At 69.2% G+C, this 21,829-nt stretch carries 24 protein-coding genes; 6 read left to right on the top strand and 18 right to left on the bottom strand.

Annotated features, from left to right (window positions below):
• Both MA876_RS07760 and MA876_RS07755 read left to right on the top strand, forming a co-directional pair.
• A complete protein-coding gene (locus tag MA876_RS07760; RefSeq protein WP_248147531.1) occupies window positions 1-882 on the top strand; it encodes an ABC transporter ATP-binding protein in 882 nt (293 codons plus the stop codon).
• Window positions 882-1,634 (top strand): ABC transporter permease, encoded by a 753-nt coding sequence (locus MA876_RS07755; protein WP_248147529.1) that lies wholly within the window; start codon window positions 882-884, stop codon window positions 1,632-1,634. Before MA876_RS07760 ends, MA876_RS07755 begins: the two co-directional genes overlap by 1 nt.
• A 95-nt stretch (window positions 1,635-1,729) precedes the next feature.
• Here the strand turns inward: MA876_RS07755 and MA876_RS07750 are convergent, their stop codons facing one another.
• Window positions 1,730-2,704, bottom strand: coding sequence for an NAD-dependent epimerase/dehydratase family protein (locus tag MA876_RS07750; RefSeq protein ID WP_248147527.1), 975 nt, complete (start codon window positions 2,702-2,704; stop codon window positions 1,730-1,732).
• Between the two features lie 189 nt (window positions 2,705-2,893).
• Between MA876_RS07750 and MA876_RS07745 the strand changes: the two genes are divergently transcribed.
• A complete protein-coding gene (locus tag MA876_RS07745; protein WP_248147525.1) occupies window positions 2,894-4,024 on the top strand; it encodes an AAA family ATPase in 1,131 nt (376 codons plus the stop codon).
• A 100-nt stretch (window positions 4,025-4,124) separates the two neighbouring features.
• Here MA876_RS07745 and pheT read toward each other — a convergent pair whose 3' ends face one another.
• The 10 genes from pheT to infC all read right to left on the bottom strand — a co-directional run bounded on the left by pheT (window position 4,125) and on the right by infC (window position 13,502).
• Complete coding sequence (gene pheT / locus MA876_RS07740; protein WP_248147523.1) at window positions 4,125-6,632, bottom strand: phenylalanine--tRNA ligase subunit beta; 2,508 nt, start codon at window positions 6,630-6,632, stop codon at window positions 4,125-4,127.
• A complete protein-coding gene (gene pheS / locus MA876_RS07735) occupies window positions 6,632-7,672 on the bottom strand; it encodes a phenylalanine--tRNA ligase subunit alpha (protein WP_248147521.1) in 1,041 nt (346 codons plus the stop codon). The genes pheT and pheS overlap by 1 nt, the downstream gene beginning before the upstream one ends.
• 51 nt (window positions 7,673-7,723) lie before the next feature.
• Window positions 7,724-8,668: an amino acid ABC transporter permease gene (locus MA876_RS07730; RefSeq protein WP_248147519.1), complete on the bottom strand. Its 945-nt coding sequence runs from the start codon at window positions 8,666-8,668 to the stop codon at window positions 7,724-7,726.
• Complete coding sequence (locus MA876_RS07725) at window positions 8,665-9,321, bottom strand: amino acid ABC transporter permease (RefSeq protein WP_248147517.1); 657 nt, start codon at window positions 9,319-9,321, stop codon at window positions 8,665-8,667. The genes MA876_RS07730 and MA876_RS07725 overlap by 4 nt, the downstream gene beginning before the upstream one ends.
• Before the next feature lie 64 nt (window positions 9,322-9,385).
• Window positions 9,386-10,288: a glutamate ABC transporter substrate-binding protein gene (locus MA876_RS07720; protein WP_248147515.1), complete on the bottom strand. Its 903-nt coding sequence runs from the start codon at window positions 10,286-10,288 to the stop codon at window positions 9,386-9,388.
• 116 nt (window positions 10,289-10,404) lie between these two features.
• Window positions 10,405-11,193 carry an amino acid ABC transporter ATP-binding protein gene (locus MA876_RS07715; protein ID WP_372491496.1) on the bottom strand — a complete coding sequence of 263 codons (789 nt, stop codon included), beginning with the start codon at window positions 11,191-11,193 and terminating at the stop codon, window positions 10,405-10,407.
• An 87-nt stretch (window positions 11,194-11,280) separates the two neighbouring features.
• The gene (locus tag MA876_RS07710; protein ID WP_248147513.1) at window positions 11,281-12,081 is read right to left on the bottom strand and encodes a TrmH family RNA methyltransferase; all 801 of its coding nucleotides are present in this window, start codon (window positions 12,079-12,081) and stop codon (window positions 11,281-11,283) included.
• Window positions 12,082-12,176: 95 nt separating this feature from the next.
• Window positions 12,177-12,557, bottom strand: a complete 381-nt coding sequence (gene rplT, locus MA876_RS07705; protein ID WP_248147512.1) for a 50S ribosomal protein L20 — start codon at window positions 12,555-12,557, stop codon at window positions 12,177-12,179.
• Between the two features lie 30 nt (window positions 12,558-12,587).
• A complete protein-coding gene (gene rpmI / locus MA876_RS07700; protein WP_125132393.1) occupies window positions 12,588-12,782 on the bottom strand; it encodes a 50S ribosomal protein L35 in 195 nt (64 codons plus the stop codon).
• Window positions 12,783-12,851: 69 nt separating this feature from the next.
• Window positions 12,852-13,502, bottom strand: coding sequence for a translation initiation factor IF-3 (gene infC, locus MA876_RS07695; RefSeq protein WP_372491506.1), 651 nt, complete (start codon window positions 13,500-13,502; stop codon window positions 12,852-12,854).
• A 244-nt stretch (window positions 13,503-13,746) separates the two neighbouring features.
• On the opposite strand from infC, the gene MA876_RS07690 reads away from it, so the two are divergent.
• Window positions 13,747-14,115 carry a DUF1844 domain-containing protein gene (locus MA876_RS07690; protein ID WP_248148002.1) on the top strand — a complete coding sequence of 123 codons (369 nt, stop codon included), beginning with the start codon at window positions 13,747-13,749 and terminating at the stop codon, window positions 14,113-14,115.
• On the opposite strand, the gene MA876_RS07685 is transcribed toward MA876_RS07690, so the two are convergent.
• From MA876_RS07685 to MA876_RS07660, 6 genes are read right to left on the bottom strand one after another with little or no spacing between them, the layout of a single operon-like run.
• Window positions 14,112-14,891: an SseB family protein gene (locus MA876_RS07685; protein WP_248147510.1), complete on the bottom strand. Its 780-nt coding sequence runs from the start codon at window positions 14,889-14,891 to the stop codon at window positions 14,112-14,114. The two genes, MA876_RS07690 and MA876_RS07685, sit on opposite strands and share 4 nt — an antisense overlap.
• Window positions 14,875-15,621 (bottom strand): bifunctional 1-(5-phosphoribosyl)-5-((5-phosphoribosylamino)methylideneamino)imidazole-4-carboxamide isomerase/phosphoribosylanthranilate isomerase PriA, encoded by a 747-nt coding sequence (gene priA / locus MA876_RS07680; protein ID WP_248147508.1) that lies wholly within the window; start codon window positions 15,619-15,621, stop codon window positions 14,875-14,877. Before priA ends, MA876_RS07685 begins: the two co-directional genes overlap by 17 nt.
• Before the next feature lie 34 nt (window positions 15,622-15,655).
• On the bottom strand, window positions 15,656-16,327 hold the full coding sequence (gene hisH / locus MA876_RS07675) for an imidazole glycerol phosphate synthase subunit HisH (RefSeq protein ID WP_248147506.1): 672 nt from the start codon (window positions 16,325-16,327) through the stop codon (window positions 15,656-15,658).
• Window positions 16,324-16,938, bottom strand: coding sequence for an imidazoleglycerol-phosphate dehydratase HisB (gene hisB / locus MA876_RS07670; RefSeq protein WP_248147504.1), 615 nt, complete (start codon window positions 16,936-16,938; stop codon window positions 16,324-16,326). The genes hisH and hisB overlap by 4 nt, the downstream gene beginning before the upstream one ends.
• A complete protein-coding gene (locus tag MA876_RS07665; RefSeq protein ID WP_248147502.1) occupies window positions 16,935-18,029 on the bottom strand; it encodes a histidinol-phosphate transaminase in 1,095 nt (364 codons plus the stop codon). The genes hisB and MA876_RS07665 overlap by 4 nt, the downstream gene beginning before the upstream one ends.
• 53 nt (window positions 18,030-18,082) lie before the next feature.
• On the bottom strand, window positions 18,083-18,430 hold the full coding sequence (locus tag MA876_RS07660) for a LysM peptidoglycan-binding domain-containing protein (RefSeq protein WP_248147501.1): 348 nt from the start codon (window positions 18,428-18,430) through the stop codon (window positions 18,083-18,085).
• A 249-nt stretch (window positions 18,431-18,679) separates the two neighbouring features.
• On the opposite strand from MA876_RS07660, the gene lexA reads away from it, so the two are divergent.
• Window positions 18,680-19,360 (top strand): transcriptional repressor LexA, encoded by a 681-nt coding sequence (lexA, locus tag MA876_RS07655; RefSeq protein WP_248147499.1) that lies wholly within the window; start codon window positions 18,680-18,682, stop codon window positions 19,358-19,360.
• A gap of 71 nt (window positions 19,361-19,431) precedes the next feature.
• Window positions 19,432-20,826, top strand: coding sequence for a hypothetical protein (locus tag MA876_RS07650; protein WP_248147497.1), 1,395 nt, complete (start codon window positions 19,432-19,434; stop codon window positions 20,824-20,826).
• A gap of 5 nt (window positions 20,827-20,831) precedes the next feature.
• Here the strand turns inward: MA876_RS07650 and MA876_RS07645 are convergent, their stop codons facing one another.
• Window positions 20,832-21,773 carry a LysR family transcriptional regulator gene (locus MA876_RS07645; RefSeq protein WP_248147495.1) on the bottom strand — a complete coding sequence of 314 codons (942 nt, stop codon included), beginning with the start codon at window positions 21,771-21,773 and terminating at the stop codon, window positions 20,832-20,834.
• Window positions 21,774-21,829: the final 56 nt, after the last annotated feature.

The raw sequence follows: 21,829 nt of genomic DNA, 5'->3' as shown, positions 1-21,829 counted from the left end.
GTGAACGCCTTGATCCGTACGGAAAGTCTCACGAAGCGCTACGGCGACAACGTCGCGCTGGACGATGTCTCGCTCGACATCCACCCCGGCGAGTGCGTGGGCCTCCTGGGCCCGAACGGCGCCGGCAAGACGACGCTCCTGACGCTCGTCGAAGGGCTCCGGATGCCGTCCTCCGGCCGCGTCGAGCTGTTCGGAGGCGATCCGCGGGACGCATCGTCGCGCACGCGCCTCGGCTCGACACCGCAGGCGACAGCCCTGCCCGAAGCGCTCAAAGTCGGCGAGGTCATCGACTTCGTCGGCGCGCATTTCCCCGCCCCGACGTCACGGGATGCGCTCATCGAGGAGTTCGGTCTCGCGCCGTTCGTCGGCAAGCAGTGCGGATCGCTCTCGGGCGGTCAGCAGCGGCGCGTCGCCGTGGCCCTGGCGTTCGCGGGAAACCCCGCTCTCGTGCTGCTGGACGAACCCACGACAGGACTCGACGTCGACGGACGGCGGATGCTGTGGGATGCCGTCCGCGCGCGCCACCGCGCCGGGACGGCGATCGTCGTCACGAGCCACCACCTCGAAGAGATCGAACAGCTCGCCGAGCGCGTCGTGGTCATCGACCACGGCGTCGTGCGTGCCGACGACACGCTCTCTGCCGTCGTCGCCGGGGTGTCCCGCCGACGGGTGACGCTCCGCGGGGTGTCGGCGGGCGACATCCTCTCGCTGGACTCCGACGCGACCGCGGAGGAGGAGGACGGCGTCGTCACCGCCGTCGTATCGGACTCCGACCGCCTCGTACGCGCCCTCGTCGCGAGCGGGCTCCCGTTCCGCGACCTCGCCGTCCGCGGCGCGACCCTCGAAGAAGCCTTCCTCACGATCACGAAGGGAGCCGCGTGATGTCGACCCTGACGCTCGCCGCCGTCCACACCAAGTACAGCCTGCTCGAGACGATGCGCGTGCCGATCGCGATCATCGGAACGATCGTGTTCCCGACTCTCGCGTTCTGCCTGTTCGTGCTCCCCCAGCGGATGGTGACCGAGAACCCCGAGTTCGCGACCGCGGCCATCGCATCCATGGTCGTCTTCGCCTTCATGTCGGCGAGCCTGTTCAGCATCGGCCTCGACATCGCCGACCAGCGGTCCAAGCCGTGGTGGCCGTACCTGCGCACCCTCCCCGGCTCGCCCGTCGCCCGCATCGCCGGCCTCATGGCCGCGACGCTCATCCTCTCGGTCGTGGCGATGATCCCGCTGCTGATCGTGGGCGGGCTGTTCACCGCGGCATCCGTCGCCGTGCCGAGCCTCTTCGCCGCCGTCGGTCTCGTCATCCTGACGGCGGTGCCGTCCGCGCTGCTGGGGATCATCATCGGCACGACCGCGGGCCCCAAGGCGGCGATCGCGATCACGCAGGTCGTGATGTTCCTGCTCGCGTTCGGCGGCGGGCTGTTCCTCCCCCCGATCATGTTCCCGTCATGGCTGGACCTGGCCTCGAAGTTCCTCTGGGTGCGCGAAGCGCGCGAGATCGTCGTCGCCGCCGCTCTCGGTATCGAGGTCCCGCTGTGGGCGATCCTCGGGATCCTCGCCTGGACCGTCGTGCTCGGGGTCCTCGCGGTCTGGCTCTACAAGAGCGACGAGGGACGCCGCTACCGCTGAGGCGTGCACAACGTCGGCAATCAGGCTCGGAAGAGCGCGTGATCGATGGCCGATCGGCTCAGGCCGACGATCTGCCGACGTTGTGCACGTGCGTGTCAGCGGAGTTCGGCGAGGATCTCCCGCTCGTCGGCGCGACTCAGCCCCGATGCGCGCTCGCGGCCCAGGCCGCGGGCGCGTTCGTCGTCGAGGGTGCGCTCGAGCGTCTCGCGCAGGGGGCGCAGCCGACCGCCGCGGGCGCGGTAGACCGCGTTCGACCGGGTCCAGTGCCCGATCGCCTCGTCGGGCAGCCACAGGGGCAACGATCGCGGACCCATCCAGTACGACACGTCGTGCTCTTCGAGCCACTCGCCGGGTGCGCTGACGACCTCGCCGGTGTGCCCCGCGACGTCACGTGCGAGCGTGAGCACCTCATCGAGCGGGAAGCCGTGGCCCACGGCGTTCGCGACACCCGACCAGCGCTCGCGGCCTACCGCGAAGACGAGATCGGCCAGGTCGTCGACGTCGATGACCGAGACTCCCGCGGTGCTCGCGGGCACGAGCACCGGCTCGGATCCGGCGAGCGCGAAGCGCGAGACCCAGTACCCGAACCGGTCCGTCGGGTCGCCGGGTCCGACGACGAGTCCGGGGCGTACGATCGCCGCGCGATCGTCGAGTGCGGCGAGGACGGATGCCTCGGCCGCCGCCTTCTCCCGGGAGTAGTCGTACTCGTCGCCAGGCTGCGCAGGCTCGGCGAGCGGTGCGCTCTCGTCCTCTCCCTCGACGTCGTCTCGCGCGTACACCGAGACGGTCGACACGTAGGTCCAGTGCGCCGCGCGGTCGGCGAGCGCGGCGACGGCCGCCGCGACGTGCTCGGCGCGCGATGAGATGTCGACGATCTCGTCCCACTCCCGATCCGCGATGGCACTGTAAGCATCGGGCTCGCCCCGGTCGGCGACCACCAGCGCGGCTGCGGCGGGCGCCGGTCGCCCACCGCGCGCGAGACAGGTGACGGCCGCCCCCGCATCCACCCACCGCCTCGCCACCTGGCCGCTGAGCCAGCCTGTTCCGCCGAGGATGAGCACGTCTGTCATGCGACCCATCCCACCAGGCGGATCGGGCGATGTCATCCCCTTCCGCTCAGGGCAGGGCGTGCACAACGTCGGCAATCCAGACGCGTTCCCCGGCAACGGCGGCCCTCGCCGGCCGTAGGGCCGCGTACCTCCGACGTTGTGCACGGCAGCGGAGCGGAACGTGTCGGCAGTGACTGAAAGGATGGGCGGATGCTGACCACCGTCGCGATCGCCGGGTATCGCTCGCTGCGCGACGTCGTGCTGCCGCTCGGCCCGCTGACGGTCGTCACCGGCGCGAACGGCACCGGGAAGTCGAACCTCTACCGCGCACTGCGGCTGCTCGCGGCGAACGCGAGTGGCACCATCGTCGGGGCGATCGCTCGCGAGGGCGGCCTGTCCTCGCTGCTGTGGGCGGGCCCCGAGAACGGCGGCGAGCAGGGCACCGTGCGCAAGAACCCGGTCGCCGTGAAGCTCGGCTTCGCGTCGGACGAGCTCGGGTACTTGGTCGATCTCGGCATCCCGCAGGTCGACCAGCGGAGCCTGTTCGCACGCGATCCCGAGATCAAGCGCGAGCAGGTGTTCGCGGGCCCCGTCGCGAAGCCCGCGACGCTGCTCATCGACCGCCTGCGCGGCGTGGCGCGCGTGCGCGACGGGGCGTGGACGACGCTCGACCAGCAGCTCGCGTCGTACGAGACGATCGTGACCGATCTCGCCGACGGCGACACGGCGCCCGAGTTGCTGGCGCTGCGACGCACGCTCGGCGGCTGGCGGTTCTACGACCACTTCCGCGTCGATGCGGATGCGCCCGCGCGACAGCCGCAGATCGGCACGCGCTCGCACACGCTCGCCCACGGCGCCGAGAATCTCGCGGCCGTGTGGGCGACGATCCAGGATGCCGGGCACGGCGATGTGCTCGCCCGGGCCGTCGCCGACGCGTTCCCCGGCGCACGCGTGCGCGTCGAGGCGGCCGACGGTCGATTCCGGCTCGTCATGAAGCAGCGCGGCCTGCTGCGCGAGCTCGAGACCGCCGAGCTGTCCGACGGCACACTGCGCTATCTGCTGCTGTGCGCCGCGCTGCTGCCGGCGCGACCGGCTCCCCTCATCGTGCTCAATGAGCCCGAGGCGAGCTTGCACCCCGACCTGCTCGAGCCGCTCGCAGCGCTCGTGGCCGAGGCATCCACACGCTCTCAAGTGCTCGTCGTGACGCACGCCGAGACGATCGCCGCGGTGCTGGAAGCCGCCGGGGCGACCACGCATCGCCTGCTCGCCAGTGGCGCCGGCACGGTCGTCGACGGTCAGGGCATGCTCGACAGACCCCTGTGGAACTGGGGCTCGCGCTGACGGGAGCATCGTTTCGTCTTGCTGCGCTCGCTCGACGACCGACTCCTGCCCGCTGAGCAAGGAACGCAGCGACGAGACGAAACGAAGGCCGCGCTGAGCGCTACTCCCTCAGCGTCGCGCCGAACCGCTCGGCGGCGATCGCGACGCCCGCGAGCTTGGCCTCGGTCGCCTCGGCGGCCGTGAGCGTGCGATCCGGCGCGCGGAAGCGCAAGGCGAACGTCAGGCTCTTCGCGCCGTCGGGCAGCCCCTGCCCGCGGTAGTCGTCGACGAGTCGCAGCGACTCGAGCAGGTCGCCCGCGCCCTCTTCGAGCGCGGCGCGCACATCGGCGGCCGGCACGTCGGCGCCGAGCACGAGCGAGACGTCCTGCGTCGCGGCCGGGTAGCCCGACAGCGACGCCGCGACGACACGCTCGCCCGCGAGCGAGAGCACGAGGTCGAGGTCGAGCTCGGCGACGACGACACGACCGTGCAGGTCGGATGCCTCGGCGACGGCGGGCAGGAGCTCGCCGACATAGCCCACCTCGACCGCGCCCACCGACAGCACTCCGGTGCGTCCGGGATGCAGCGCGGCCCGCTCGCCCTGCGCGACGTCGATCGCGACACCGGCTGCGGAAGCGATCGTCCGCACGGCGTCCAGCGCGTCGGCGAGACCGGCGGCCACGGCCGCCTGGCCCGGCTGCTTCGCGACGGTCGACCCGGCAAGCAGGACGGCGACGTGCCGCTGCTGCGGCGGGATGGATGCGTCGAGCGCCGCAAGGGTCGCGGCATCCGGTCGCACCGCCAGCGGCGGTACGAAGTCCGTCCCGTACGTCACGCCGGGCTCGGGGAGGAACACGACGCCCGTCTCGAAGAGCGCGAGATCCGTGAAGCCGCGCGACTGGTTGCGGTGCGCGACGGCGATCAGTCCGGGAAGCAGCGACCGACGCAGGAACGGCGCCTGTCCGTCGAGCGGGTTCGCGAGCTTGATCGAGGGCACGTGTCCGCCGGAGGCCGACGCGTGCAGATCGTTGTGCTCTTCCGTGGTGAAGCCGAACGAGGGGGTTTCGACGTACCCCGCCGCGGCGAGCGCGTTCGCGACGCGGCGACGGCCCTGCTGCGCGAGCGTCAGGCCGCGACCCGACGGCGGCAGCGGCAGCACCGACGGGATGCGGTCATAGCCCTCGATGCGCGCGACCTCTTCGGCCAGCGTCCACTTGTCGGTGAGGTCGGGTCGCCACGACGGCGGGATGACGTTCCAGCCCGCGTCGTTCGCTGAGACCTCGGCGCCGATCATCTCGAGCGCCGCGACGATCTCGTCCGTCGTGTAATCCACGCCGATGAGGCCCTCGACGAACCCGGCGGGCAGGTCGATGCCGGCGATGAAGACCTCGGCGAACAGCGCACCACCGAGATCGGTGTCGTGGGTTCCGCCCGCGTACTCGACCATCAGGTCTGCGACGCGGCGGGCCGCCACGAACGGCACGAGCGGGTCGACGCCGCGCTCGAAGCGCCGCGACGCCTCCGACGGCAGCTTGTGCCGTCGGGCCGTGCGAGCTATCGACACCGTGTCGAAGGTGGCCGCCTCGATCAGGACGTTGCGCGTGGCATCCGTCATCTCGGTCGTGCCGCCGCCCATGACGCCCGCGAGGCCGATGGGGCCGGACTCGTCGGTGATCAGGAGATCCTCGGCGTCGAGCGTGCGGACCTTGCCGTCGAGCGTCTCGAGCTGCTCGCCCGCCGACGCGCGGCGCACCGTGATGCCGCCCGACAGCCTGTCGAGGTCGTAGCCGTGGATCGGCTGGCCGAGCTCGAGCATGACGTAGTTCGTGATGTCGATGAGGATGCCGAGCGACCGGATGCCGGCGAGCGTGAGGCGCGCGACCATCCACGGCGGGGTGGGCTTGGTGGGGTCGACGTCGCGCACGACGCGCGCCACGAACTCGCTCGCGCCGACGCGTCCGCGGATGGGGGCGTCGTCGACGACCGCGATCGGGAATCCCGACGCGGGTGCGACGTCGTCCCACGCCCGCTCCGCCGGGTCGCGGAAGGCCGCGCCGGTCGCGTGCGAGTACTCGCGCGCGACACCTCGCACCGACAGCGCGTAGCCGCGGTCCGGTGTCACGTTGATGTCGATCGCGACGTCGTCGAGGCCGAGGAGCGCGATCGCGTCGGTGCCGACGGGCGCGTCGACACCGAGTTCGACGAGACGGAGGATGCCGGAGTGCTCGTCTCCGAGCCCGAGCTCCTTCGCCGAGGCGATCATGCCGTCGGAGACGTGCCCGTACGTCTTGCGCGCCGCGATCGGGAACGGACCGGGCAGCACGGCACCGGGAAGCGTCACGACGACCTTGTCGCCCGCGAAGAAGTTGTCGGCACCGCACACGATGCCGCGCACTCCCCCGTGCTCCGGACCGACGTCGACCTGGCACCAGCGGATCGTCTTGCCGTTGGACTGCGGCTCGGGCGTGAATTCGACGACTTCGCCGACGACGATGGGGCCCTCGAGCTCGAAGCGGTGGACGTCCTCTTCTTCGAACCCGACGCGCACGAGCGCCTCGAGGACGTCTTCGGGCGCGGCATCCACCGGCACCTCGACGTACTCACGCAACCAGGAGAGCGGGACGCGCATCAGACCACCATTCCGAACTGCTCGCTGAAACGGACATCGCCTTCGGCCATGTCGCGCATGTCCTGCACGTCGCTGCGGAACATGAGCGTGCGCTCGATGCCCATGCCGAATGCGAAGCCCGAGTAGACCTCGGGATCGATGCCGGCCGCCCGCAGGACGTTGGGGTTGACCATGCCGCAGCCGCCCCACTCGATCCAGCGCGCGCCGCCCTTGAAGGTGGGGTGCCACAGGTCGAGCTCGGCGGACGGCTCGGTGAAGGGGAAGAAGTTGGCGCGGAAGCGCGTCTTGGCCTCGGGCCCGAAGAGCACCTTGGCGGCGTGGTCGAGCGTGCCCTTGAGGTGCGCCATCGTGATGCCCTTGTCGATCACGAGACCTTCGAACTGCGTGAAGACGGGCAGGTGCGTCGCATCGAACTCGTCCGTGCGGTACACCCGGCCGGGGCACAGGACGTAGATCGGGATGTCGCGCTCGAGCATCGAGCGCACCTGAACGGGGCTCGTGTGCGTGCGCATGACGAGGTGGCGGTCGATCGGATCGACGAAGAAGGTGTCCTGCATCTGCCGCGCCGGGTGGTCGACGTCGAAGTTCAGCGCGTCGAAGTTGAACCACTCGTGCTCGAGCTCCGGGCCTTCGGCGATCTCCCATCCCATGCCGACGAAGATGTCCGCGACCTGCTCCTGGAGGAGCGAGATGGGATGCCGCGCGCCGACCCGTGCGCGAGCGCCGATCGCCGTGATGTCGACGCGCTCGGCTTCGAGCTTCGCAGCCGTCTCGGCCTCCGCGAGCTCTGCCTCTCGAGCGGCGAGCGCCTGGTTCACGCGCCCGCGAGCCTGACCGACGAGCTTGCCGAACTCGGCCTTGTGCTCGGGGGCGACCGAGCGCATCCCCGCGTTGAGTCGCGCGAGTGGAGAGCCTTCGGCCGTGTGCTCCGCACGTGCGGCCTTCAGCTCGGCGGTGTCGGCGGAGGCGGCGATGGCGTCCAGCGCCGCCTGGACCGCGGCATCCACCGCATCTGGGGTGATTTCGGGAACGTCAGACACGAGAGACGAGTCTACCGACGGGTGGATGCCCCGCCCGTCGCCGAGGGAACGTCAGATCGACTGCCCCGCCTGATTCTGGCCGCCCTCGAGATTGCCGGCCCGGCTCTTCACCGCGCCCTGCGCGACGATCAGCTCGGTGTCCGTGACCTCCTGGGTCGGCTGGTTCGCCGCCGCGATTTTTCCGCCGCGGCCACCACGGCGGAGTCGCTTCTCAACCGTGGTCGCGACGGCCGAGAGGATCAGGCACAGCCCGATGTAGATCGCCGCGACGATCATCGTCGCCTGGACGATCGGCGAGTCGTAGGTCGCCTGCGATCCGATCGAGCGCGCCAGGAACAGGAGCTCGGGGTACGTGATGATGAATCCGAGCGCCGTGTCCTTCAGGGTGACGACGAGTTGGGCGATGATGACCGGCATCATCGCGCGGATGGCCTGCGGCAGCAGCACGAGCCGCATCACGCCCGCCTTGCGAAGGCCGATCGCGTAGCCCGCTTCGCGCTGGCCGCGCGGAAGCGACTCGACACCGGCTCGGATGACCTCGGCCAGCACTGAGCCGTTGTAGAGGATGAGCGCGATCACGACGGCCCAGTACGACGGCAGCCGGACTCCGAGCACGGGAAGCCCGTAATACAGCAGGAACATGAAGACGAGCACGGGCACGGCGCGGAGGAACTCCACGACGGCGCCCACGGGAATACGCAGCCACGCGTGGTCGGAAAGGCGTCCGATCGCGAGCACGAAGCCGAGGATGAGCGCACCGACGGCCGCCACCGCGAACGCGGCGAGCGTGCGCAACGTGGCGGCGCCGATCTGCATCCACACCGATGAATAGGTGAAGATGTTCCACTTCTCGGCCGTGAACTGCCCCGTCACGGCAAGCCGCCAGACGAAGAATCCGACGATCGCCGCAACGACGATGACGACGACGACGCCGATGATCCGATTGCGCGCGACCGCGCGAGGGCCGGGGACGTCGTAGAGAACACTGCTGCTCATCGTGCGATCCTCCAGCGGTTCTCGAGAGTTCGCTGCAGCCAGGACAGCAGCAGCACGAGGACGACGAAGATGACCATCAGCCAGAGGATGACGAGGAACTGGTTCTCACCGCGCTCGCTCAGATAGTTGCGCGCCATTCCCAGGTTGGCGACCGAGAAGCCGGCCGCGACCGTGGTGTTCTTGAGGAGCGCGATCAACACGCTCATCATGGGAGGCACGACGGAGCGGAAAGCCTGCGGCATCACGACGAGCCCCATGACCTGACCGAACGTCAGTCCGAGTGCGCGCGCCGCCTCGGCCTGACCCACCGAAACGGTGTTGATACCGGATCGGATGGTCTCGGCGACATAGGTGGCGGTATAGATGCCGAGCGCACAGATCGCGAGCGTGAGGGTCGTGGCATCGGTGAGCCGGAGTCCGAGCAGCGGGGGCAGCGCGAACGAGAAGGCGAAGAACACCAGCGTCAGCGGGGTGTTGCGGATCGTGCCGACGTAGAACGCGCCGACCGCCCGCGCGATCGGGACCGGTGAGACTCGCATGGCGCCCACGATCGTGCCGAGGACGAGCGCGAGGATCCCTCCCGCGAAGAACAGGATCAGTGTGCCGACGAGCAGTTCGCCCCACAGATCCAGGTTGCCGGTGATGACGCCCACCGCGCGCTCCTTCCGTTCGATCGCGGTTCGGGGCGGCGATCACGATCGCCGCCCCGAACTCGGGTCACTCGTCGGCTGTCGGCTGTTCGCCCTCGATGCCGGCGGGCGCGAGGTTGGCGTCGAACAGTGCCGTCCACACGTCTCCGCCGTCGTTGAACAGCGCGTTGATCCAGTCCTTCAGAGCGGTGTCGCCCTTCTCGAGGCCGACGCCGTAGCGCTCCTCGCTGAAGGGGTCGCCCACGATCTTCAGGGCGTCGGGCTCGAGCGCGACATACCCGGCGAGGATCGCCTGGTCGGTCGTGACGGCATCCACCTGTCCGGCCTTGACCTGCTCGATGCACTCGGAGTACGTGCCGTTCTCGACCGTGTTGCCCGGGTTGTACTCGTCGCGGATGCGCTGCAGCGGCGTCGACCCCGTCACGGAGCAGACGATCTTGCCTTCCAGATCGTCGGGGCCGTTGATGTCCTCGTTGTCGGCGGCTACGAGGAGCCCCTGACCGGTGATGAGGTACGGACCGGCGAAGTCGATCTGCTCCTTGCGGGAGTCCGTGATCGAGTACGTGCCGACGTAGTAGTCGATGTTGCCGTTGACGATCTCCTGCTCGCGGTTGGCCGAGGGGATCGTGACGTACTCGATCTGATCCTCGGAGAAGCCGAGCGACGCGGCGATCCACCGTGCGATCTCGATGTCGAAGCCTGTGCGCTCACCGGTCACGGTGTCTTCATAGCCGAGTCCCGGCTGATCGTTCTTCACGCCGACGATGACGCCGTCGCGCTCGACCATGCGGTCGTAGGTCGGGCTGTCGGTCAGATCGACGTCGGTCGCGACCTCCCACAGGGCGCCGGACTCTTCACCTCCGGCGTCTTCCGAGGGGGCGGCGCCCGGCGTGCCGCTGTTGCACGCCGTGAGGCCGAGGGCGGCGACGGCTGCCAGACCGATGCCGACGAGAATTCGAGACTTTCGCATGTGTACTCCTTGGTTGCGCATGTGTGCTGTGTGGTTCCGTGTGTCCGACGTTCGGGTCGTGCGGAGTCGCGGTCGGAAGATGTGGCGGGGCGGATCCTTCCTCTCGGTGCGGGGTGTCAGTGGGTCAGGAGCTTCGAGAGGAAATCCTTGGCGCGATCGCTCTTCGGCTTCGTGAAGAACTCCTCAGGCGTCTCCTCCTCGACGATCTGACCGTCAGCCATGAAGACGACGCGATCGGCGGCCTTGCGGGCGAAGCCCATCTCATGAGTCACGACGATCATCGTCATGCCGTCCTGTGCGAGGCCGACCATGACGTCCAGCACCTCGTTGATCATCTCGGGATCGAGTGCGCTCGTCGGCTCGTCGAAGAGCATGACCTTGGGCTGCATCGCGAGAGCCCGTGCGATGGCGACGCGCTGCTGCTGGCCGCCGGACAACTGAGCGGGGAGTTTGTCGGCCTGCACGCCGACTCCGACCCGATCGAGGAGCTGACGCGCGAGGGCCTCGGCATCCTTCTTCTTCATGCCCTTGACCTTGATCGGGCCGAGCGTGACATTGTCGAGGATCGTCAGGTGCGCGAAGAGGTTGAACGACTGGAACACCATGCCGACATCGGCACGCAGACCGGCGAGAGCCTTGCCCTCCTTCGGCAGCTCTTTGCCGTCGATCATGATCGTGCCGCTCGTGATCGTCTCGAGGCGATTGATCGTGCGGCAGAGCGTCGACTTGCCAGAGCCCGATGGTCCGATGACCACGACGACCTCACCGCGATTGACCGTGAGGTCGATGTCCTTCAGCGCCTGGAAGTCGCCGTAGTGCTTCTGCACATCGTGGATCTCGACCAGTGGGTCACCGCGCCTGACGGAGATGTTCGACGTCTTCGGCGCACCATCGGAGGTCGTCATGTCTTCGACACTGTCACCGGGCCGCGGGGACCGCCAGGGCTTGACCTCAGCCTTTACCGTCTTGTAACAGGAGCGGAACGCTGGATGTCAGGATGCCGCGCGCTGAGCGAACGCCGTCTCGTACAGACAGACGCTGGCTGCCGTCGCGAGGTTGAGCGACTCGGCGGCGCCGTAGATCGGGAGCCGCAGCGACAGGTCGGCGAGCGCGATCGCGTCGTCCTCGAGCCCGCGCGCCTCGTTGCCGAAAAGCCATGCCGTGGGCTCGGCGAGCAGGTCTCGGGATGCCAGGAAGTCGGCCCCGCCGACGTCGGCCGCGATGACGCGGACGCCGGCCAGGTGTGCATGCTCGACGGCGGTCCCCAGATCCACGCCCACGGCCACCGGCAAGTGGAAGAGCGATCCGGTCGTCGCGCGGACGACCTTGGGGTTGTAGGGATCGACCGTCCGCCCGGTGAGGACGACGGCATCCGCCCCCGCCGCGTCCGCCGCGCGGATGATCGTGCCGAGATTGCCGGGATCCCGCACCTCTTCGCAGATGACGACGAGACGAGGGGATGCCGCGAACACCTCGCGCACGGAGGTCGGCGTCTGCCGCGCGACGGCGACGATCCCCTGCGGGGTGACGGTGTCTGCCATCGCGTCGAGCACGGGCTCGGTCGTGAAGACGACCTCGACGCCGGCCCGCTTCGCCTGCTCGCGGATGTCGGAGTGCTTCTCGAGCGCCGTTGGCGTCGCGAAGAGCTCGACGACCGTCGCGGGGCGGTACGCGAGCGCCTCTCGCGCGGCCTGCGGACCCTCGAGGAGGAAGAGCCCCGTCTCGTGCCGAGCGCTGCGTTTGGTGAGCTTCGCCACGGCGCGAACACGGGGCGAGCGCGGGTTCTCGAGCACGCGACAAGTCTAGGGCCGCGGCATCCCGCAACCTGGTTCCGGAAACGCCGATGGGCGCCCTCGGAAGAGGACGCCCATCGTACGAGTGGGAGCGCTTACGCCTTGGGGGCGTTGACGTTCTCGGGAAGCCCTGCCTTGGCCGTTGCGACGAGCGACGCGAACGTCTTGGGCTCGTTCACCGCGAGCTCGGCGAGCATGCGGCGGTCGACCTGCACGCCGGCGAGGCCGAGACCCTGGATGAAGCGGTTGTACGTCATGCCGTTGGCACGCGCGGCGGCGTTGATGCGCTGGATCCACAGGCGGCGGAAGTCGCCCTTGCGCTTGCGACGGTCGCGGTACGCGTAGACGAGCGAGTGGGTGACCTGCTCCTTCGCCTTGCGGTACAGACGCGAACGCTGACCCCGGTAACCGGAGGCGCGCTCGAGGATGACGCGACGCTTCTTGTGGGCGTTGACGGCCCGCTTGACTCTAGCCATTTCGTTTCGTTCCTATTCCTGCGTCGGCGATCAGATGCCGAGAAGCTTCTTGGCGACCTTGGCGTCACCGGGGGCGAGGATCTTGTCAGCCGACAGGCGACGCGTGCGCTTGGTGGGCTTGCCCTCGAAGTTGTGGCGGAGGTTCGCCTGCTGCTTCTTGATCTTTCCGGTGCCGGTGACCTTGAAGCGCTTCTTGGCACCCGAGTGGGTCTTCTGCTTCGGCATGTCTCTTCCTTCGTTGTGGTTCCCGCCGCAGCGGGAGTCGGTTCCCGCCTCGGCGGGGGTCTGTGGGGCCTATTCGGCCGCGTCTGTGGTGACGGGCTCGGATGCCGGAGCACCCGTCCGCGCAGATCGTGCCGCCTCCTTGTTGGCGGCGCGAGCAGCGTTCTGCTCCGTCTTGACCTCGGACTTGTTCTTGTGCGGTGCGATGACCATGACCATGTTGCGACCGTCGATCGTCGGGTTCGACTCGACCGTGCCGAACTCCGCGACGTCCTCGGCGAACTTGCGGAGCAGGCGCACACCCTGCTCGGGCCGCGACTGCTCGCGACCGCGGAACAGGATCATGGCCTTGACCTTGTCGCCCGTCTTGAGGAAGCCCTCGGCGCGCTTGCGCTTCGTTTCGTAGTCGTGGTTGTCGATCTTCAGGCGGAAGCGGACCTCTTTGAGGACCGTGTTCGCCTGGTTGCGGCGAGCTTCCTTGGCCTTCTGCGCGGCTTCGTACTTGAACTTCCCGTAGTCCATGATCTTGACGACGGGCGGCTTCGAGTTGGGAGCAACCTCGACCAGGTCGAGATCGGCTTCCTGAGCCAGGCGCAGCGCGACCTCGATGCGGACGACGCCGACCTGCTCACCCGCGGGTCCGACGAGGCGGACCTCGGGAACGCGGATGCGGTCATTGGTGCGGGGATCGCTGATGCGGAACTCCTCTTTCGTACGGGTGATGGCCCTCGCGACACGGGGTGTCTCGAGCGAAAGAGGAGTATTCCACCCGCACGGCGTCGTGACGCCGGCTTTCTGCACCCTGACTGCTCCGGACGCAGAGCGTTCGGAGCGGAGTGCGTGACCCGGTAGCCTTGAGCGGCAAGCGCGGGTGGGATGTGATCCTCTTTCAGTCCGATGCAGAACGCACCGGAGCCCGCACGAGTCTAGCAGAGAGAGCGGCGTGGACAGAATTCAGGACGATGACATGGATGCCGCGCGGCAGGCTCGCTGGGAGGAACAGGAGCGCGCGGCGTCCGAAGCCACCCGGGACATCGCCGACGTTCCCGCCGTCGAGGTCATCACGACCACGGCCGTGCACCTCATGAGCGCCGCCGCCGTCAAGGTGGGTCTCGCTGACGATCCCGCGACGCAGACCGACCTCGACGAGGCCCGCAAGCTCATCAACGCCCTCGCCGGACTCATCACCGCCGGTGCCCCCGAGATCAGCGACATGCACGCCCGCTCGCTGCGCGACGGGCTGCGGTCGCTGCAGCTCGCGTTCCGCGAGGCATCCGTCATCCCGGATCCCATCGGCAAGGGACCCGGCGAGAAGTGGACCGGCCCGGTCAACTAGCCGCGGACGAGCTTGACCGACAGCGAGTCCACGAGGACCGCGATGCGATCGTCGGCGGCCCAGCGACGCGCGAGTCGCTGCAGGACGGCGTCGAGCTCGGCCTGATCCAGCCCGTCGATGAGGTGCAGGCGCACGACGAGCTCCGGTCCACGCAGTCGTGCGTCGGGGTCGCCCGCCGCGACGGCGAGATCGAGCACGGCGAGTTCGCCGCCGATGCTCTCCTGGAGCCCGCGGAACACGTCGGGGGCGGTGTGGCTGGGCTCCCAGGTCCGCCCCTGGGCGATCGCCCAGACTGCGGGCCGGCGCAGGACGAACTCGGTCTCCGAGCCCGGGTCGATCACGATCAGATCGGTATCGTCGTCGGCTGCCGCGACCGCCGTGCGCACTCCATCGGCCGGCACAGGGCGGGCCGCGGCATCCCACGCCTTCATCGCATCCACCGACGTGAACACGGGGAGCACGCGACGCCCGTCGGGGGCCGCGACGGTCACGATCGAGAGCTCCTGCGTCTTGTCGACGTCGAGTCCGTGCGCGCCGATTCCGTGGTCGCCCTTCTCGGCGACGAGCGGGATCAACAGGCGCGCGGCGCGATACGCGTCGACGACGGCGACCTGGTCGCCCTCGCCCCCGCGGAAGGCGGTCAGCGCGGCCAGAAGCGCGGGGTCGGCGGACCCGTCATCGCCCGCGTTCGGGTTCTCGTGGAACGAGCGGCCCTCCCACGGCACCCCGGCCGAATCGGCGCGGTGGTCGTGCGCCGGATCAGTGCCCTGCGACATCGAGCGCCTCGGCGAGCGTGAACGCCCCCGCGTACAGCGCCTTGCCCACGATCGCGCCCTCGACGCCGAGCGGTACGAGATCGCGCAGGGCTGCGATGTCGTCGAGGCTCGAGATGCCGCCGGAAGCGATGACGGGTTTGGGGGTGCGCGTCGTCATCTCGCGCAGCAGATCGAGGTTCGGTCCCTGGAGCGTGCCGTCCTTCGTGACATCGGTCACGACGTAGCGGCTGCAGCCGGCCGCCTCGAGCCGCTCGAGGACGGTCCACAGATCGCCGCCCTCACGCGTCCAGCCGCGGGCCGCGAGGGTCGTCCCCCGGACGTCGAGGCCGACAGCGACGAGTTCGCCGTAGCGGCCGATGACGTCGGCGGCCCACTCGGGGTTCTCGAGGGCCGCTGTGCCGAGGTTGACACGTGCCGCGCCGCTCTCGAGCGCGGCCTCGAGGGACTGGTCGTCCCGGATGCCGCCCGACACCTCGACCTGGACGCCCCGGACCTGCTTGATGACCTTGCGCAGCACACCGCTGTTGCTCCCGCGGCCGAAGGCGGCGTCGAGATCGACGAGGTGGATCCACTGCGCACCCTGGCGCGCCCAGTCGAGGGCCGCGTCGACGGGGTCGCCGTAGTTGGTCTCGCTGCCGGCCTCCCCCTGAGTGAGTCGCACGGCTTTGCCGTCGGCGACGTCCACGGCGGGCAGCAGGATCAGTTCGGGCGTTGACGCGAAATCGTTCATGGCTCCTCGTGCGAGAGGGTCACGCGGAGCGGATTCATCCGCGGACGGCACGATCTCCGAGGGTAGTCCCGCTCAGCCCGTCGATCCAATTGGAGAGGAGTCGGATGCCGGCATCCCCCGACTTCTCGGGGTGGAACTGCGTCGCCGACAGCGGCCCGTTCTCGACCGCAGCGAGGAACGGCGTGCCGTAATCGCACCAGGTGAGCGTCGGTTCGGGGAACGGCGGCTGGACGTCGAGGAGCCAGTGCTGCACGCCGTACGAGTGCACGAAGTAGAAGCGCTCGTCCTCGATCCCGGCGAACAGGCGCGTGCCTTCGCCCGGCTGCACCGTGTTCCAGCCCATGTGCGGCAGGACCGGGGCATCCAACTCCGTCACGACGCCCGGCCACTCCCCCATGCCCTCGGTGTCGACGCCGCGTTCGACGCCGCGATCGAACAGCACCTGCATGCCGACGCAGATGCCGAGCACCGGACGCCCGCCCGCGAGGCGGCGACCGATCAGCTCGGTGCCGCGGCTCGCCGCGAGCGCGTCCATGACGGCGCGGAACGCCCCGACACCGGGCACGACGAGACCGTCGGCGTCCATGACGAGCCCACGATCGGACGTCAGGCGCGCATCGGCTCCGGCCGCATCGAGGGCCTTCACCGCGGAGTGGACGTTGCCGGATCCGTAGTCCAGCACCGCGACGAGGGGCCTGGAACTCACAGAGCACCCTTCGTGCTGGGCACGCCCTCGACGAGCGGATCGATCGCCTTGGCCTGGCGGAACGCCCGCGCGAAGGCCTTGTACTCCGCCTCGGCGATGTGGTGCGGGTCGCGGCCGGCGAGCACGGTGACGTGCACCGTCAGCCCGCCGTTGAAGGCGATGGCCTCGAAGGTGTGGCGCACGAGCGAACCCGTGAAGTGGCCGCCGATGAGGTGGTGCTCGTATCCGGCGGGCTCGCCGGAGTGTACGAGATAGGGGCGACCGCTGATGTCGACCACCGCCTGGGCGAGGGCCTCGTCGAGCGGCACGAGCGCGTCGCCGTAGCGGCCGATGCCGACCTTGTCGCCGAGCGCCTCGCGGATCGCCTGCCCCAGCACGATCGCGACGTCCTCGACCGTGTGGTGGGCGTCGATGTCGGTGTCGCCCGACGCGCGCACGGTGAGGTCGGTGAGGGAGTGCTTCGCGAAGGCCGTCAGGAGGTGATCGAAGAACGGGACGGTCGTGTCGATGTGACTGCGGCCCGTTCCGTCGAGGTCGAGCTCCAGTTCGACGGTGGACTCACTCGTCGCGCGACGGAGGGAGGCGGTGCGGTGCTCTGCGGCGCGCGTCATGACGCTGATCCTACCGAGGCGAGTGCGTCGAGGAACGCGGTCGTCTCGTCCGCGGTCCCCGCCGTGACGCGCAGGTGGTACGGGATGCCGACGTCGCGGATGAGCACACCGCGGTCGTAGAGCGCCTTCCAGGTGGACGCCGGATCCTCGACCCCGCCGAAGAGCACGAAGTTCGTCCACGACTCGTACGGTCGGTAGCCGAGTGCCTCGACGGTGGCCGAGATGCGGTCGCGCTGCTCGCGGATGTCGTCGACCATCCGCATCATCGTCGACGCGTGGCGCAGCGCGGCGGACGCGGCCGCCTGGGTGAGCGCGCTCAGGTGGTACGGGAGACGGACGAGCCGCAGTGCGTCGATGACGGCGGGATCGGCCGCGAGATAGCCCACTCGCGCCCCGGCGAAGGCGAAGGCCTTGCTCATCGTGCGCGAGACGACGAGCCGCTCACGCCCCGGCAGGAGCGTCACAGCGGAGGGCGTGCCGTGCGGCGCGAACTCCTGGTAGGCCTCGTCGACGATCACGATTCCGTCGGTCGCGTCGTAGGCGGCCTCGATGACGTCGAGCGTCAGTGGCGTGCCGGTCGGATTGTTCGGCGCGCACAGGAACACCACGTCGGGGGACGCAGCGGAGATCTGGGATGCCGCGTCCTGCGCGTCGATCGTGAAGTCGGCGCCGCGCACGCCCGCGACCCACGTGGCCCCGGTGGCGCGGGTGAGGAGCGGGTACATCGAATACGTCGGAGCGAAGCCGAACGCGGTCCGCCCGGGCCCGGCGAAAGCCTGGAGGAGGTGCTGGAGCACCTCGTTCGAGCCGTTCGCCGCCCAGATCTGATCGGCCGTCAGCCCGTGGCCGAGGTAGTCGGCGAATCCCTCGCGCAGCGCGGTGAACTCGCGGTCGGGGTAGCGATTAACCTCGCGCAGCGCGATCGCGATCGCGTCGAGGATGTCATCCGCGACCTCCTGCGGCACAGGATGCGTGTTCTCGTTCACGTTCAGCGCCACGGGCAGCGGTGCCTGCGGGGCACCGTAGGGCGCGAGCCCGCGCAGATCGTCGCGGAGGGGAAGGTCTTCGAGGCTGGCCGTCACTCGCTCCATGGTAGAGGGGGCTCAGAGCTCCATCCGGTGGGCGCGTAACACGGGTCCCGGGATCAGGGCGCGTACTCCGCGGGAATCGCGAGCGACTGACCCGCCGAGATCTGCGCACCGTCGAGGGCGTTGAGCCGCACGATGGCATCGACGACGTCGCGCGGGTCGGCGGTCGGGGCGATGTCTTCGGCGATCGACCAGAGCGTGTCGCCCGCCGAGACCGTCACGGTTGCGAACGACTGCGCGGGCGCGCCATCGTCGATCGTCGCGAGCGCGGCCCCGCCGCTCACCACCGCGAACGCGAGGGCGATCGCAGCCGGGAGCGCCGCGACGGCGGTGAGGAGTCGACGACCTCGCGCCGTGAGGCGCAAGCGCGTGCGGTGTGCCATCGGGGCGGTGATCGCGGTCATGTGGGTTCTCCTCGCTGGGGAGAGATTCGCATCCGGCCCTCGGCCGGGAGGGCCTGGATGCGAAGCTCTCTTCCGAAGCTATCTTCGATGTTGTAGCCTGTCAAGTGGTCGACATCGTCGCCGGCTTTCGAACGCGACACGCGGCGGATCTCCGCCGAGGGACGCTCTGAACCGGATACGGTTTCGATAAGGTCACCCCATCACCGACCTCCGACATTCGAAGACCCCGACATCCGACCAGGAGCAGTCATGACCGACACGACCGGGCGCGACAAGCCCCAGACGCGACGCCGCAAGAGCCTGAGCGACAAGCAGCTGGCGATCCTCGAGGTCATCCAGCGCTCCATCGCGCGGCACGGCTATCCGCCGAGCATGCGCGAGATCGGCGACGCCGTCGGACTCAAGTCGCTCTCGAGCGTGACCCACCAGCTCAATCAGCTCGAGCTCAGCGGCTACCTCCGCCGTGACGCCGGCAAGACGCGCGCGATGGAGGTGCTGATCGACCTGCCGGGCATGTCGACCGAGAATCCGGCCGACACCGCGCCCGCGCTCGGCGACGCGGCGCTCGTGCCGCTCGTCGGCCGCATCGCGGCAGGAGTGCCGATCACCGCCGAGCAGCAGATCGAGGAGATCTTCCCCCTCCCCCGTCAGCTCGTCGGCAAAGGCGACCTGTTCATGCTCAAGGTGTCGGGCGAGTCGATGATCGACGCGGCCATCTGCGACGGCGACTGGGTCGTCGTCCGTTCGCAGCAGACCGCCGTCAACGGCGACATCGTCGCGGCGATGCTCGACGACGAGGCGACCGTCAAGACGTTCCGCCAGCGCGACGGCCACACGTGGCTCCTGCCGCGCAACAGCTCCTTCGAGCCGATCCTGGGTGACGACGCCGTCGTGCTGGGCAAGGTCGTGGCGGTGCTGCGCGCCATCTGACGCCGGGGTCACCCGGGGTGATTTCCGGTCCACGTCGTGCGGTGGGGTGACGATCACGACAGAATGTCGACATGACGCAGATCGATGCGGCGGGCGCCGAGCCCGATGTCGCAGCCCTCGCCGAACGTGTCCGCCTGCTGGAGGCCGAGAACGCCCGCTTGACCGGTGAGACGCCGCCGCGGACGACCGATCGCCGCGGATGGTGGCGCGGGCTGCTGTCGGCTGTGGTCATCGTGATCGCGACGATCCTCGTCCCGGTCTCGATCGTCACCGGCTGGGCACGTCTGCAGCTCGTCGACGAAGAGGCGTTCGTCGCGACGATGGCCCCGCTCGTCGACGATCCCGCCGTGCAGGGCATGATCATCGACGAGACCGTCGAGGCCATCAATGCGCAGGTCGATTTCGACGAGCTCACGGCGAACGTCTTCGACGGCATCGCCGACCTCGGACTCCCCCCGCGTGCCGCCCAGGCGCTCGGGCTCCTGCAGGCGCCTGCGGCGGACGGCCTGCGCGGCCTCGTGTCGCAGACCGTGACGCGGGTCGTGGAATCCGACGCCTTCTCGGACGTCTGGGCGGGGACGACACGTGCGGCGCACCGCGCGCTCACGACCGCCGCGACGAGCGACGGCGGGGGCCTGGTCGTGCGCACCGACGACGGGGTGGGCATCCAGCTCGGCGCGATCGTCGAGCGGGTGAAGGAGAACCTCACGGAGCGGGGCGTCGGAATCGCTCAGCTCATACCCGGTGTCGACCGCGTCATCATCATCGGTGAGGGCAACAACCTCGCCATGATCCGCACGGGCTACGCGCTGGCGAACGTCGTCGGCTGGTGGTTGCCCGTCATCACCCTCGCGCTCTTCGGGCTCGGCATCCTTATCGCGAGGCGTCGGTCCACGGCCGTCCTCGGCACGGGAATCGGCCTGGCCGTCGGCGGAGGCACCCTCGCGGTCACGCTCGCCATCGGAGGGGCTGCGATGGGCGCCGTCGCGGGGTCACTCGACATCTCGCCGTCCGCCCTCGACGTCATCTACGGGCAGCTCGTCGATTCGATGCGTCGCACGGGTGTCGTCATCGCCGTGCTCGGCGTCTTCGTCGCACTGCTCGGCTGGATCATGGGGCGCTCGCGTGCCGCGGACTCGGTGCGACGCACCGTCCGCGGCCTCAACGCGACCGCGCGCACGAAGCTCGCGGCACGCGGCCTCGACACCGGCGGGTTCGGCACGTGGCTCGCGCGCTACCGCGTGCTCGTGCGCTCGATCATCGCGATCCTGGCGGTCGTGTGGATGCTGTCGCTGAGGCCGCTCTCGTTCGGCGACGTCGTGCTCGTGATCGTCGTCGCGATCCTCGTCGCGTGGGTGCTCGAGCTGCTGCAGAAGCGTCCTGCGGAGCAGGCGGACGCAGCCGACCCCGCAGGGGAGGCCGCGGCCGCCCCTGCCGAGCAGATGACCGAGGCATCCGAGCTGTAGGACTGCTAGCCGAGGACTGCGACACCGAAGCCGGCGACGACCGTCCGCACCTCCGTGAGGTACCGCTGCGCCTGCTCGGTGAGCGGAATCGAGGCGTGCCCGATCCAACCGATCTCGATGCGTTCGTCGACGTCGAGCGGGATGGCCACGATCTCAGGGTCGAGCTGATCGCTGATGATGCCGGTCGAGATCGTGTAACCGTCGAGCCCGATCATCAGGTTGAAGATCGTAGCGCGGTCGGAGACTCGGATCTCCTGCGTGGCCGACAGGGTCGAGAGGATCTCTTCGGCGAAGTAGAACGAGTTGTTCGCCCCCTGGTCGAAGCTGAGCCGCGGAAGGTCCGCAAGATCGGCAAGCGTCGCACGATCGTGAGCCGCGAGGGGGTTCTTCCGGGAGATGAAGATGTGCGGCTCGGCGACGAACAGGGGGGGGAACGCGAGCCCGGATTCCCGGAGCAGCTTGTCGATGACCTTCCGGTTGAAGTCGTTCCGGTAGAGGATGCCCAGTTCGCTGCGGAGAGTCCGAACATCCTCGATGATGTCCCAGGTGCGCGTCTCACGCAGCGAGAACTCGTACTCGGCCGCTCCGCCGGCTCTGACCATCCTGACGAACGCATCCACCACGAATGAGTAGTGCTGCGCCGACACCCCGAGCAGGCGTCGCGCCGGCGGCCGGCCGAGGTAGCGCTGCTCGAGCAGCGCCACCTGCTCGAGCACCTGTCTCGCGTATCCGAGGAACTCCGCACCGTCGGCGGTGAGGCTGATCCCGCGGGCGGAGCGGGCGAGGAGCGCGCGGCCGACCCGGGCCTCGAGATCCTTCATCGCTGCGGACACCGTCGGCTGTGCGACGTACAGCAGGTCTGCGGCGGCGGAGATCGACCCCTCCGCGGCCACTTCGACGAAGTAGTGCAGCTGTTGCAGCGTCACGCCGCTGACTCCCCGAGACATAGGCAAATCCTATACGGAGGTATAGAAGCGATAAGTTACCCGATATCTCTTCGGGG

The organism is Microbacterium aoyamense (genome assembly GCF_023155855.1).
In the GTDB taxonomy this organism is placed as follows: Bacteria; Actinomycetota; Actinomycetes; order Actinomycetales; family Microbacteriaceae; genus Microbacterium; species Microbacterium aoyamense.
The sequence above is the reverse complement of the archived record's forward strand: the minus strand, read 5'-3'. Positions and strand labels throughout refer to the sequence as shown.

Bases quoted from the DNA above. Each gene is read 5' to 3' on its own strand.
- MA876_RS07755 (WP_248147529.1), top strand. From the start codon at position 882: ATGTCGACCCTGACGCTCGCCGCCGTCCACACCAAGTACAGCCTGCTC.
- MA876_RS07750 (WP_248147527.1), bottom strand. From the start codon at position 2,704: ATGACAGACGTGCTCATCCTCGGCGGAACAGGCTGGCTCAGCGGCCAG.
- MA876_RS07745 (WP_248147525.1), top strand. From the start codon at position 2,894: ATGCTGACCACCGTCGCGATCGCCGGGTATCGCTCGCTGCGCGACGTC.
- pheT (WP_248147523.1), bottom strand. From the start codon at position 6,632: ATGCGCGTCCCGCTCTCCTGGTTGCGTGAGTACGTCGAGGTGCCGGTG.
- MA876_RS07730 (WP_248147519.1), bottom strand. From the start codon at position 8,668: ATGAGCAGCAGTGTTCTCTACGACGTCCCCGGCCCTCGCGCGGTCGCG.
- MA876_RS07720 (WP_248147515.1), bottom strand. From the start codon at position 10,288: ATGCGAAAGTCTCGAATTCTCGTCGGCATCGGTCTGGCAGCCGTCGCC.
- MA876_RS07715 (WP_372491496.1), bottom strand. From the start codon at position 11,193: ATGACGACCTCCGATGGTGCGCCGAAGACGTCGAACATCTCCGTCAGG.
- rplT (WP_248147512.1), bottom strand. From the start codon at position 12,557: ATGGCTAGAGTCAAGCGGGCCGTCAACGCCCACAAGAAGCGTCGCGTC.
- rpmI (WP_125132393.1), bottom strand. From the start codon at position 12,782: ATGCCGAAGCAGAAGACCCACTCGGGTGCCAAGAAGCGCTTCAAGGTC.
- MA876_RS07690 (WP_248148002.1), top strand. From the start codon at position 13,747: ATGGATGCCGCGCGGCAGGCTCGCTGGGAGGAACAGGAGCGCGCGGCG.
- MA876_RS07685 (WP_248147510.1), bottom strand. From the start codon at position 14,891: ATGTCGCAGGGCACTGATCCGGCGCACGACCACCGCGCCGATTCGGCC.
- priA (WP_248147508.1), bottom strand. From the start codon at position 15,621: ATGAACGATTTCGCGTCAACGCCCGAACTGATCCTGCTGCCCGCCGTG.
- hisB (WP_248147504.1), bottom strand. From the start codon at position 16,938: ATGACGCGCGCCGCAGAGCACCGCACCGCCTCCCTCCGTCGCGCGACG.
- MA876_RS07665 (WP_248147502.1), bottom strand. From the start codon at position 18,029: ATGGAGCGAGTGACGGCCAGCCTCGAAGACCTTCCCCTCCGCGACGAT.
- MA876_RS07660 (WP_248147501.1), bottom strand. From the start codon at position 18,430: ATGACCGCGATCACCGCCCCGATGGCACACCGCACGCGCTTGCGCCTC.
- lexA (WP_248147499.1), top strand. From the start codon at position 18,680: ATGACCGACACGACCGGGCGCGACAAGCCCCAGACGCGACGCCGCAAG.
- MA876_RS07650 (WP_248147497.1), top strand. From the start codon at position 19,432: ATGACGCAGATCGATGCGGCGGGCGCCGAGCCCGATGTCGCAGCCCTC.
- MA876_RS07645 (WP_248147495.1), bottom strand. From the start codon at position 21,773: ATGTCTCGGGGAGTCAGCGGCGTGACGCTGCAACAGCTGCACTACTTC.